Genomic DNA, 12,460 nt, shown 5'->3' with positions numbered 1-12,460 from the left:
TTTAAACTAATTTTATCCTACAGAACCTTCTAGTGAAATTTCTAATAATTTTTGAGCTTCTACAGCAAATTCCATTGGCAACTTGTTTAATACATCTTTACTAAAACCGTTTACAATTAAGGCAATAGCTTTTTCAGTTGGAATTCCGCGTTGGTTGCAATAGAAAACCTGGTCTTCACCAATTTTAGAAGTGGTTGCTTCGTGTTCTATTTTAGCTGTTGGATTTTTACTTTCGATATAAGGGAAAGTATGCGCTCCACAATTGTTCCCCATTAATAAGGAATCACATTGAGAGAAGTTACGAGCATTATCGGCTCTAGCGCTAATTTGCACTAATCCTCTATAACTGTTTTGCGATTTTCCAGCCGAAATACCTTTAGAAATAATGGTTGATTTAGTGTTCTTTCCTAAATGAATCATTTTTGTTCCCGTATCGGCTTGTTGGAAATTATTAGTTACAGCAATCGAATAGAATTCACCTACAGAATTATCACCTTTCAAAATAACGGAAGGATATTTCCAGGTTATCGCTGAACCCGTTTCTACTTGTGTCCAGGAAATTTTAGCATTGTTTTCGCAAATTCCTCTTTTGGTTACAAAATTATAAACCCCACCTTTTCCTTCTTTGTTTCCAGGAAACCAGTTTTGGACTGTAGAATATTTAATTTCGGCATCTTCAAGAGCAATAAGCTCCACTACTGCAGCGTGCAATTGGTTTTCATCACGACTTGGAGCAGTACAACCTTCTAAATAAGAAACATAACTACCTGCATCGGCAATAAGTAATGTTCTTTCAAACTGACCTGTTCCCGCTTGATTGATACGGAAATAAGTTGAAAGTTCCATTGGACATTTCACCCCTTTTGGAATATAACAAAAAGAGCCGTCAGAGAAAACAGCCGAATTTAAAGCAGCATAAAAGTTGTCTTTTTGTGGAACAACAGTTCCTAAATATTTACGAACTAATTCAGGATGTTCTTTGATGGCTTCAGAAATACTCATAAAGATAATTCCTTTTTCACCCAATGTTTTTTTGAATGTTGTAGCTACTGAAACCGAGTCTACTACAATATCCATTGCCACATTATTCATCATTTTTTGCTCATCGACAGAAATACCCAGTTTTTTGTACATTTCCAAAAGTTCTGGATCAACATCGTCAAGAGTTTTGTTTGGATCTATTGTTTTTGGTGCCGAATAATAAGAGATTGCCTGAAAATCAGGTTTGGTATACTGTACATTCGCCCATTCAGGTTCTGTCATTTGTTCCCATGCTCTGAAAGCTTCAATACGCCAATCGGTCATCCATTGAGGCTCCTCTTTTTTTTGTGAAATGGCACGAACAATGTCTTCATTTAAACCAATAGGAAACGTCTCCGATTCTAAATTGGTGTAAAATCCGTACTCGTACTCTTTCGTTTCGAGTTCGATTTTTAAATCGTCTTCTGTGTATTTACTCATTTTTTTATTTTTTAAAACCATTAAAAAATTAAAATCCGTTAAGACTTAATCAACTTAATATCTTTATGGTTTAAATGTTTTTTATTTTATAGTGAAAAACTCTCTCCGCAACCACAAGTTCTAGTTGCATTAGGGTTATTGAAAACAAAACCTTTTCCGTTTAATCCTCCTGAAAACTCAAGAATAGTTCCAGCCAGATATAAGAAAGATTTTTTTTCTACAGCAATAGTTATATCGTTGTCTATAAATATTTTGTCGTCTTCTCCTTTGTTTTTGTCAAATTTTAAATCATAGGATAAGCCCGAACATCCGCCGCTCTTAACACCTACTCTTACATAATCTGTGGCGGCATCAAAACCATCGTCTTTCATCAAGTCGATGATTTTCTTTTTGGCAGTATCAGAAACCTTTATCATTGTGTATTGATTTTGTCTAAATTAACTGCAAAGATAAGGCATAAAAACGGTATTGCACAATAGATAACATTTTTATAACTAATAAGCAAATAGATAATAGTTATTTATCATGTTTATTTAGAATGAGTATATTTTATTTTGATTTTTTAGGCAATAAATCATCATTTTCTTTTTACAAATGCGTTCCTTTTTCCATAAATTGCCATTGCTAATTATTTTAGAATTTTTAAATACAAAACATGAAATTATATCCCATAGAAACAGGAAATTTTAAATTGGATGGAGGCGCAATGTTTGGTGTAGTGCCCAAAACAATTTGGAATAAAACCAATCCAGCCGATGCTAATAATTTAATTGATATTGCTGCTCGTTGTTTGTTAATTGAAGATGGCAATCGATTGATTTTGATTGATACCGGAATGGGAAATAAGCAATCTGAGAAGTTTTTTGGATATTATTCGCTTTGGGGAAGTCATTCTATGGATGCTTCGTTGGCTCAATTTGGTTTCCATCGAGATGATATTACCGATGTGTTTTTAACGCATTTGCATTTCGATCATTGTGGCGGTTGTGTTCAATGGAATTCAGATAAAACAGGATACGAACCTGCTTTTAAAAACGCTAAATTTTGGTCGAATGAGAATCATTGGCAATGGGCAACCGAACCCAATTCTAGAGAAAAAGCATCTTTTTTGTCCGAAAATATTCTGCCTATGCAAGAAAGCGGTCAGCTGAATTTTATCAAAAGAAATGAAACTGATTTTCTGGAAAAATCAGAATTGGATTTTGGAATTTTCTTTGTCGATGGACATACCGAAAAACAGATGATTCCACATATTCAATACAAAGGAAAAACCATCGTTTTTTGTGCTGATTTGTTGCCAACAGCTGGGCATATTCCGATTCCGTATGTGATGGGATACGATACCAGACCACTTTTAACGATGGATGAAAAAACAAAATTCATGAATGCTGCTGCTGATAATAATTATTATTTGTTTTTGGAACATGATGCACACAACCCAATAATTACTGTGAAACATACTGAAAAAGGGGTGCGATTATCGGAAGTTTTTTCCTTAGCGGATATCTTAATCTAGTGTTAATCCTCATTTTTTTCGAAAAGGAAAATTATTTTTAATCTATATTTGAAATGCACTAAATAATTAATGTACATGAATACGATAAAACCTATCTGTCTTTCTCTATTATCTGCTTTGGTTTTAGCAGGATGTGGAGCACAAAAATTACCAAATTATAAATCCTTTACAGAAATAACCGCAGCTGTAAATGTTAGCAAAAAACAGGCTTTAACTGAAACGCAGTTGAAGCGTTGGAACCATTATGATATTGTAAAAGATACCGTTCCAGGAATGAGTGTGGACAGGGCTTATGCTGAATTACTGAAAAATAGAAAATCAGAAAAAGTAATTGTTGGAATTGTAGATTCGGGAGTAGATATTGAGCACGAAGATTTAAAATCGGTAGTTTGGACAAATCCGAAAGAAATTGCTGGTAATGGAATCGACGATGATAATAACGGTTATATTGATGATATTCACGGATGGAATTTTCTAGGTGATATTACAAAAGAAAATCTAGAATACGAAAGAATCGTCAAAGACAAAACTATTACTGACGAAGAAACCTATCAGGCAGCCAAAAAATTCAATGACAAAGTCGTTGCCGAAGCACCATTGTATAAAAAACATTACGAAAGCCAATTAAATGCGATGCAAGAAGCCGATAAGGTTATTGCCAATCAATTGGGTAAAAGTGTTTATACTGTTGAAGAATTGGATGCGATAGATACTCAAGATGATGCTATTCAAAAGAGTAAAATAATCATGAAAAAAATGTTTGCTTATGGCATGAGCATAAAAGGATTAGAAGATACATTTAAAAGCGAAATTGAGAAAAACGAATTAATTATCAGTGGCGATAATTTAAAACCAGATTATAGAAAAGTACTTGGTGATAATCCAAATGATATTACTAATACAAATTATGGCAATAATAATGTGATAGGACCAGATAAGCAAGAAGCGCTTCACGGAACTCACGTAGCTGGAATTGTTGCTCAGGTAAGAAATAACAATATTGGAGGTGACGGAATTGCAAATAATGTAGAAATCCTTACTGTTCGTGCCGTTCCAGATGGCGATGAGTATGACAAAGATATTGCTTTAGCTATTCGTTACGCTGTGGATAATGGTGCAAAAGTAATTAATGGAAGTTTTGGAAAAGCTTTTTCTCCTCATAAAAACTGGGTTTTTGATGCCATTAAATATGCTGCTGAAAAAGACGTTTTGATTATTCATGCAGCAGGAAATGATGCAAAGAATATTGATTATTTTGATAATTTCCCTAATGATTCTGAAGATAGAAAAACAGAGATTTCAGATAATTTAGTGACCGTTGGAGCTTTGAATTTTGAATATGGAGATCAAGTGGTAGCTAGTTTTTCAAATATTGGAAAAATTAATGTAGATGTATTTGCACCAGGAGTAAAAATCTATGCTTCAACTCCCGAAAATAGCTATAAATTTTTGAAAGGAACATCGATGGCTGCACCAAATGTAGCTGGAGTGGCGGCATTAATTCGTTCGTATTATCCAAAATTATCAGCTTCGCAAGTCAAACATATTTTACTGGAATCAGGTGTGGCAATTGATAAAGAAGTAGTTGTAGGAGGAAATCCAAAAGATGTGCGTCCTTTTAATGAATTGTCAAAAACAGGAAAAATAGTAAACGCATACAATGCGATTTTAATGGCTAATAAAATGGCTAAAAAAAAATAATTTCACAAGTATGAATCTAATGGAAGGACAGACGTTCTTCCATTTTTTTATTATATAACAATGAAAAAAATCCTCTTACTGGCGTTAATTTTATCCAATGTCTTTTCTGTAATCGCTCAGAATGCTTCTTATTGGCAACAAGAAGTTGATTATAAAATGGAAGTGTTCATGGATGTGAAAAACTTTCAATACAAAGGAACACAAGAATTGATTTATACCAATAATTCTTCGGATACTTTGAAGAAAGTGTATTATCATTTGTACAACAATGCTTTTCAACCGGGAAGTGAAATGGCTGTCAGAGCACAAAACATTAATGATGCTGATGCCAGAATGGTGAAAAAAACGAAAGTTAATGGCGTAGAGGTAAGAGAGAACCGTATTGAGAATTTGAAGCCTGACGAAATTGGTTATTTAAAAATCAGTAATTTTAAACAAGATGGTGTTGAAGCAAAAACAAAAACCATTGGGACTATTTTAGAAGTTATTTTGGCAAAGCCAATTCTGCCCCATTCTAAAACCACTTTTACATTGAATTTTGACGGACAAGTTCCAGTTCAAATTCGCCGTTCAGGCAGAAATAATTCAGAAGGAGTGGCATTGTCTATGTCGCAATGGTATCCAAAAATAGCAGAATTTGATTTTGAAGGTTGGCATGCCGATCCTTACATAGCCAGAGAATTTCATGGTGTTTGGGGAAATTTTGATGTAAAAATTACCATTGACAAAGAATATGTTTTAGGAGGTACAGGTTACTTGCAAAATCCGAACGAAATTGGTCATGGTTATCAGGAAAATGGAGTTGAGGTAAAATATCCAAAGAAAACTAAAAACTTAACCTGGCATTTTGTTGCACCTATGGTTCATGATTTTACCTGGGCTGCTGATCCCGATTATATTCATGATGTAGTCAAAGGACCAAATGAGATCGATTTGCATTTTCTATACAAGAACAATCCAAAAATACTTGAAAACTGGAAAAATGTCCAGCCTTTGATGGTTAGAGTCATGGAATTGTATAACAAACACATTGGAGATTATCCGTACAAGCAATATTCTTTTATTCAAGGGGGTGATGGCGGAATGGAATATGCCATGTGTACGCTGATTTTAGGAAATGGAACGCTTCAAGGAATTTATGGAACGGCATTGCATGAGTTGGGGCATTCCTGGTTTCAGCATGTTTTAGCTTCTAATGAGTCGAAACACGCTTGGATGGATGAAGGTTTTACGACTTATGTGCAGAATGTTGTAACCAATGAAATGGCGGTTAAAAAAGTAGAAAATCCGTTTAAGCAAAATTATGTGGCTTATGCAAATTTAGTAAATACGGGCAAAGAGCAACCGCAAACTACACATGCTGACCGATATGATGAGAACAGACCGTATAGTATTTCGTCATACATTAAAGGAAGTATTTTCCTGTCGCAATTGGGTTATTTAATTGGCGAGGATAATTTAGCTAAGACCATTAAAAGATATTATCAGGAATTTAAATTCAAACACCCTACGCCAAATGACATCAAACGAACTGCCGAACGTGTTTCGGGAGCAGAATTGGATTGGTATTTGAATGAGTGGACACAAACAACAAATACAATTGATTACGGAATTACCGAGGTTAAAGAAAATGGTCAAAATACTATGGTAAGTTTGGAACGAATTGGCAGAATGCCAATGCCAATTGATTTACAAGTAGAATATGTAGATGGAACAAAGGAGAGTTTTTATATTCCGTTGCGCATGCTGTTTTTTGAAAAAGAAAATCCAAATCCTAAAATTAAAAGAACGGTTTTAAATGATTGGACTTGGGCTAATCCGAAATATGAATTGAGTATTGAAAAACCTAAAAGCACTATCAAAAAAATAACCATTGACCCAAGTGGTTTAATGGCTGATGTACAATTGACCAATAATGTTTTTGAGAAAAAGTAGTGCGTTTATTTAGAAGTCTTTCAAAAGTTTTTGCCTCTTTTAGTATTAATTTACTTTGTAACTTTGCGGTTTAATGAAAATACCGATGAAATATAAACTATCCTACTTTCTTTGTTTGCTTGTCTTAATAGTTTCTTGTAAAGGAGAAGACAATCAAAAAAGAATTGCCGAAAATGCCAAAGATGCTCAAAAGAAGAAAATCATTTTTGAGAACATCAAAAAAGGCTGGGATTTTTACGATGAACCTATTAATGAAGCTACCGAAGAAGGCGTAAAAACCTGGAACGAATTGCGTTTGTTTATTCAGGAATTGGCACAAAAACCTAAGAAAACAATAAGTGCTTATCAGCAAAAGGCCAAAGCAATTTCTAAGAAAGCTATGGCTTTGAATAATAATCTTCCAGAATTATTCAATAAACCACAAATAAAAAGCCGTATTTCGGTTTTGATTACCAAGGTTCGTTTGCTTGATATGTTTATTCATTTAGATGATATTCCAGATAAAAAAGTGGTGCAATTAGTGGGCGAAATCAACAAAGAATTGGCCACTTTGCAACGTCAAATGGATATTTTGACCGAGAAAAGTAAAATTCCAGTTGAGGAAGGCGAAGACGAAATGAGAAGAATGTTATTGGATTCAGCACGAGCGATTCCTAATAATCCAATGATGCCCAATCCATCCGTTATTCCAGCAAGTACAAGAGCAATAATTAACCCAAACGCCCCAAGAGTTGAGTAAATCTGCCTTATATACCCTCTACGAAACTTCGCCTAAGACACAACAAATTATTGCTTCGTTGCAGGAAAAAAATACAGCAAAACTGCATCTTAGCGGTTTGCTGGGTTCGGCAGTTTCTTTTGTTATTTGTTCGGTATTTAAAAAATCAGAGCTTCCTTTTTTAGTTGTTTTAAATAATAAAGAAGAGGCGGCGTATTATTTGAATGATTTGGAACAAATGATAGGTGAGCAGGATGTGTTGTTTTATCCGGGTTCGTTTCGTCGTCCGTACCAAATTGAAGAAACGGATAATGCCAATGTTTTGCTTCGTGCCGAAGTATTAAACCGTATTAATTCCCGTAAAAAACCCGCCGTAATTGTTAGTTATCCTGAAGCGCTTTTCGAAAAAGTAGTGACGCGACGTGATTTAGATAAAAACACCTTAAAAGTAAGCGTTGGCGATAAGATTTCGATTGATTTTATCAATGAAGTGTTATTCGAATATGAATTCAAAAGAGTCGATTTTATTACGGAACCAGGCGAATTTTCAGTTCGTGGAGGAATTGTCGATGTGTTTTCTTTTTCGAATGATAATCCGTACCGAATTGAGTTTTTTGGTGATGAGGTCGAAAGTATTCGAACTTTTGATGTGGCAACGCAATTGTCATTGGCACAACAAAAGAAAATTACCATTATTCCTAATGTGGAAAACAAGGTTTTTCAGGAAAACAGAGAAAGTTTCCTGGATTATATTTCGGAACAAACGGTTATTTTTATTCAGGATACTGAAGATTTGTTATCGCAATTAGACCGACAATTTGCGAGAGCAGAAGAAGCTTTCGAGAAATTGTCTAAGGATATCAAACACGCTACTCCGGAACAATTATTCCTGAATCAGCAGGCTTTTGTAAAACGGGCTTTGGATTTTTCTGTTGTAGAATTGAGTTCGAAAGCCATTTTTAGAACAACTAAGAAATTCGAATTTCACATTCAGCCGCAGCCATCGTTCAATAAACAATTTGATTTGTTGTTGAATAATTTGAGCGAGCATCATTTTAACGGTTATAAAAATTATTTATTCTGTTCGAATGAAGCGCAGGCAAAGCGTTTTCATGATATTTTTGAAACCGTCTTAGACGAAAATTTCATTCAGAAAAATAAAGTTAATGAGACGGTTCTTGACCACCAATCAAAAACAATAAAAAAAGGGTCAAAAACTTTGGATGAAGCCAATTCGGAAAATATTCGAAAGCAATACAACACTATAGTTTTGCCGATGTACCAAGGTTTTATTGACGAAGAAAACCAAATTTCGTGCTACACTGATCATCAAATTTTTGAACGCTATCATAAATTCAGCATCAAGAATGGCTATTCGAAAAAGCAAAATATTACACTTAAAGAACTAACCACACTTTCGGTGGGCGATTATGTAACGCATATTGACCACGGAATTGGGAAATTTGGGGGATTGCAAAAAATCCAGGTCGAAGGAAAAACACAGGAAACCATTAAGCTGGTTTATGCCGATAATGATATTGTGTATGTGAGCATTCATTCGCTGCACAAGATTTCGAAATACAATGGTAAAGACGGAACACCTCCAAAAATATACAAACTAGGCTCGAATGCCTGGAAAGTTTTAAAACAAAAAACCAAGGCGAGAGTCAAGCATATTGCGTTCAATTTGATTCAATTGTATGCCAAAAGACGACTGGAAAAAGGTTTTCAATATGCACCTGATAGCTATTTGCAAAATGAATTAGAAAGTTCATTTATTTATGAAGATACGCCAGATCAAACCAAATCCACCGCAGAAGTTAAAGCCGATATGGAAAGTGATCGCCCAATGGATCGATTGGTTTGTGGGGACGTTGGTTTTGGAAAAACCGAAGTAGCTATTCGCGCCGCATTTAAAGCAGTGGACAATAGCAAACAAGTAGCGATTTTAGTACCAACAACTATTTTGGCGTACCAACATTTCCGTACATTTTCGGAGCGACTAAAAGACATGCCTGTTACGATTGGCTATTTGAATCGTTTTAGAACAGCCAAACAAAAGTCGGAAACCTTAAAGCAACTAGCCGAAGGAAAACTAGATATTGTTATTGGAACGCATCAATTGGTCAACAAAAATGTGGTTTTTAAAGATTTAGGTTTGCTGATTGTGGATGAAGAGCAAAAGTTTGGAGTAAATGTAAAAGACAAGCTCAAAACCATTGCTGCTAATGTGGATACGTTGACTTTGACGGCAACGCCAATTCCGAGAACCTTACAATTTTCGTTGATGGCAGCACGTGATTTATCAGTAATTACAACGCCTCCGCCGAATAGATATCCTATTGAAACGAATGTGGTAGGTTTTAGTGAAGAAATTATTCGTGATGCCATTTCGTATGAAATTCAGCGCAACGGACAGGTTTATTTTATCAATAACCGAATCGAAAATATTAAGGAAGTGGCTGGAATGATTCAGCGTTTGGTTCCCAATGCAAGAGTCGGAATTGGTCACGGACAAATGGATGGCAAGAAACTCGAAGAACTGATGTTGGCTTTTATGAACGGAGAATTTGATGTTCTGGTAGCCACAACTATTATTGAAAGTGGATTGGATGTACCGAATGCGAACACAATTTTCATTAACAATGCGAATAATTTTGGGCTTTCAGACTTGCATCAAATGCGTGGGCGTGTGGGGCGAAGCAATAAAAAAGCGTTTTGTTATTTTATTTGTCCGCCTTATTCGGCAATGACTGAAGAAGCCAGAAAACGTATTCAGGCTTTGGAACAATTTAGCGAACTCGGTAGTGGATTCAACATTGCGATGAAAGATTTAGAGATTCGTGGTGCCGGAGATTTATTGGGTGGAGAACAATCTGGTTTTATCAATGAAATAGGTTTTGATACGTATCAAAAAATCATGAATGAAGCCATCGATGAATTGAAAGAAAACGAATTCAAAGATTTGTATCCAGTAGAAAACGATATTGAAACCAAGGAATATGTAAAAGATTTACAAATTGATACCGATTTTGAGTTACTATTCTCAGATGAATACATTAACAATATTTCGGAACGTTTTAATTTGTATAATGAATTGAGCACAATTAAAAACGAAGAAGAATTAGTCGTTTTCCAAAATAAATTAATTGACCGTTTTGGACCTTTGCCTCCAAGAGCCAATGCTTTGATGAACAGTATCCGAATCAAATGGGTGGCAACCCAAGTGGGAATCGAAAAACTGGTGATGAAACAAGGAAAGATGATTGGTTATTTTGTATCCGATCAACAATCTGATTTTTATCAGTCGAATCGTTTTCATAAAGTATTGCAGTTTGTGCAAAAGCATTCTTCAATTTGCAAAATGAAAGAAAAACAAACCCCTAACGGTTTGCGTTTGTTGCTGACTTTTGATAACGTAAAATCAACCCGAAGAGCTTTGGAATTGATGGAGATGTTGGGGGGGAATTAAAAAATTCCCAATGCGATTTATTCATAAAAAAAGCCCTAGTTCAAATTTCTAAATCTGAACCAGGGCTTTTAATAAAAACTTTAATTTTAGAATCCTAAACCAACTGCCATTGCAGTTGCCGAGATATTAAAATCTTTCACTTTTGTAGCAGCACCCGTTGTTAAATTTACTGAATAAACAGCCGTTGTTCCTCCTACTTTAAATAAACCAAAAGCTTTATTTGAACTACCACCAATGTCAAAACCATTCTCAGCTTCAACATCAATTCCTAAAGCACCTATTGGAACTAACACACCATTGTTAGGTGGCGTTTGATTGTAAAGCATATTGGTAGTATAATCAATAACAAATAAATTAGTTGTTGCTGTACTTATAAAATTGTTTGTATAAGCAGCACCACTAACTGCTGGAGTACTTGGATTTAAAATTCCATCGGTTCCTACAATAGTTCCTAAATCAGGATGCAATCTTAAATTTTGTCCTGTATTGCTTACCAATCTAATTCTATCTACATTTGGATTAAAATCAAATCCAAAAGTAGCACCTGATAATCCTGGTATCGTTCCTATAGCTGTAACTTGTCCGTTTGAAGTATTTACAGTTAACAATCTACTTTGATTAGAAATTGCATAAAGTGTTCCTGTAGCAGGTCTAAAATCCAAACCAACAATTACTTCTCCACTAGCTAATCCCATAAATGCTACTGAATTCATAGTAGGATTAGTTGGGTCAAATCGATACAATTTATTATCTGTAGATGCCGCAAAAGCAACAGGATTTGTTTTGAACGCAATTCCAATAACTGCTAATCCAAAAACACCTACATTTTCAGCTTTTCCTGTAGTTAAATTAATGGTATATAATTTTGATTCATTGTTGTTAAAAGTAACAGCCAATGCTGTAGCATTATCAGGAGAAATATCAAATCCGCCAATTCCTTCAAAATCAATAGTTAAATTACCAACTTCTTCTAAAGTTCCATTGTTTGGAGGATTTTGAACATATAATTTATCTTGTGTAAAATCAATATCATAAAGTTGTGTAGCAGTAGCGCCAGCAACACTATTAGTGTAAGCAACAGCTCCAATGCTTGGATTTGTTCCTCCGTTTATAGAACCATCTGTAGCGGCAACAGTTCCAAGTTCAGGATGCAAACGTAAATTTTGTCCTGTTGTAGTAACTAAACGAACTCTATCAACTGTAGGATTAAAATCAATATTAGCTGTTGTACCACTCAAAGCTGGAGTAAACACTGCACCTCCTAAAGCTGTAGCTAAACCAGATTCCTCATTTATAAAATAAAGACGACTAGAAGTTCCTAATGCATACAACTGTCCTGTTGCAGGTCTATAATCGATACTTACTATTTTTTCACCATTTGGTAAACCACTAATAGCATTTGTGCTAGTTGGTGTGGCCAAATTTTTAGCATTGTATTTTACGATACTATTGTTATTAGTCAATGCTGTAAAATTGACATCGGGTGCAGAACCCATTCCTGTATTAGATGAATCATTATCATCATTGCAGGAAAAAGTGGTTAATGCTAATGCTCCCAAAAGGAATAATGAAGCGAATCGATTGTTTAAGTTTATTTTTTTCATAATACGATAAATTTAGGTTATCGTATATATACGAGTAAAACAAAATTGTGGTT

Annotated in this window: 8 protein-coding genes; 5 read left to right on the top strand and 3 right to left on the bottom strand. The window is 34.9% G+C overall.

Annotation, left to right across the window (positions count from 1 at the left end; translation table 11 throughout):
* Positions 1 to 12: 12 nt before the first annotated feature.
* Positions 13 to 1,461 carry a Fe-S cluster assembly protein SufB gene (gene sufB, locus AAGV33_RS07440; protein WP_373391337.1) on the bottom strand — a complete coding sequence of 483 codons (1,449 nt, stop codon included), beginning with the start codon at positions 1,459 to 1,461 and terminating at the stop codon, positions 13 to 15.
* Positions 1,462 to 1,547: 86 nt separating this feature from the next.
* A complete protein-coding gene (locus AAGV33_RS07435) occupies positions 1,548 to 1,877 on the bottom strand; it encodes a HesB/IscA family protein (protein WP_073242352.1) in 330 nt (109 codons plus the stop codon).
* A 239-nt stretch (positions 1,878 to 2,116) separates the two neighbouring features.
* On the opposite strand from AAGV33_RS07435, the gene AAGV33_RS07430 reads away from it, so the two are divergent.
* The 5 genes from AAGV33_RS07430 to mfd all read left to right on the top strand — a co-directional run bounded on the left by AAGV33_RS07430 (position 2,117) and on the right by mfd (position 10,803).
* The gene (locus AAGV33_RS07430; RefSeq protein WP_373391336.1) at positions 2,117 to 2,977 is read left to right on the top strand and encodes an MBL fold metallo-hydrolase; all 861 of its coding nucleotides are present in this window, start codon (positions 2,117 to 2,119) and stop codon (positions 2,975 to 2,977) included.
* Positions 2,978 to 3,052: 75 nt separating this feature from the next.
* Positions 3,053 to 4,678, top strand: a complete 1,626-nt coding sequence (locus tag AAGV33_RS07425; RefSeq protein ID WP_373391335.1) for a S8 family peptidase — start codon at positions 3,053 to 3,055, stop codon at positions 4,676 to 4,678.
* Positions 4,679 to 4,738: 60 nt separating this feature from the next.
* Positions 4,739 to 6,613, top strand: a complete 1,875-nt coding sequence (locus tag AAGV33_RS07420; RefSeq protein WP_373391334.1) for a M1 family metallopeptidase — start codon at positions 4,739 to 4,741, stop codon at positions 6,611 to 6,613.
* Between the two features lie 85 nt (positions 6,614 to 6,698).
* Positions 6,699 to 7,352 carry a hypothetical protein gene (locus tag AAGV33_RS07415; protein ID WP_373391333.1) on the top strand — a complete coding sequence of 218 codons (654 nt, stop codon included), beginning with the start codon at positions 6,699 to 6,701 and terminating at the stop codon, positions 7,350 to 7,352.
* Positions 7,345 to 10,803, top strand: coding sequence for a transcription-repair coupling factor (gene mfd, locus AAGV33_RS07410; RefSeq protein WP_373391332.1), 3,459 nt, complete (start codon positions 7,345 to 7,347; stop codon positions 10,801 to 10,803). Before AAGV33_RS07415 ends, mfd begins: the two co-directional genes overlap by 8 nt.
* Before the next feature lie 86 nt (positions 10,804 to 10,889).
* Here the strand turns inward: mfd and AAGV33_RS07405 are convergent, their stop codons facing one another.
* The gene (locus tag AAGV33_RS07405) at positions 10,890 to 12,407 is read right to left on the bottom strand and encodes a DUF4394 domain-containing protein (protein WP_373391331.1); all 1,518 of its coding nucleotides are present in this window, start codon (positions 12,405 to 12,407) and stop codon (positions 10,890 to 10,892) included.
* Between the last annotated feature and the right edge of the window lie 53 nt (positions 12,408 to 12,460).

Origin of the sequence: Flavobacterium magnesitis (assembly GCF_041729735.1) — a bacterium.
Taxonomy (GTDB): Bacteria; Bacteroidota; Bacteroidia; order Flavobacteriales; family Flavobacteriaceae; genus Flavobacterium; species Flavobacterium magnesitis.
Note: the sequence above shows the minus strand (reverse complement) of the source record. Positions and strands in the feature narration are given on the sequence as shown.

What these genes read in the sequence shown, in the direction of transcription:
- sufB (WP_373391337.1), bottom strand. Translation starts at nt 1,461, where the DNA reads ATGAGTAAATACACAGAAGACGATTTAAAAATCGAACTCGAAACGAAA.
- AAGV33_RS07435 (WP_073242352.1), bottom strand. Translation starts at nt 1,877, where the DNA reads ATGATAAAGGTTTCTGATACTGCCAAAAAGAAAATCATCGACTTGATG.
- AAGV33_RS07430 (WP_373391336.1), top strand. Translation starts at nt 2,117, where the DNA reads ATGAAATTATATCCCATAGAAACAGGAAATTTTAAATTGGATGGAGGC.
- AAGV33_RS07425 (WP_373391335.1), top strand. Translation starts at nt 3,053, where the DNA reads ATGAATACGATAAAACCTATCTGTCTTTCTCTATTATCTGCTTTGGTT.
- AAGV33_RS07420 (WP_373391334.1), top strand. Translation starts at nt 4,739, where the DNA reads ATGAAAAAAATCCTCTTACTGGCGTTAATTTTATCCAATGTCTTTTCT.
- AAGV33_RS07415 (WP_373391333.1), top strand. Translation starts at nt 6,699, where the DNA reads ATGAAATATAAACTATCCTACTTTCTTTGTTTGCTTGTCTTAATAGTT.
- AAGV33_RS07405 (WP_373391331.1), bottom strand. Translation starts at nt 12,407, where the DNA reads ATGAAAAAAATAAACTTAAACAATCGATTCGCTTCATTATTCCTTTTG.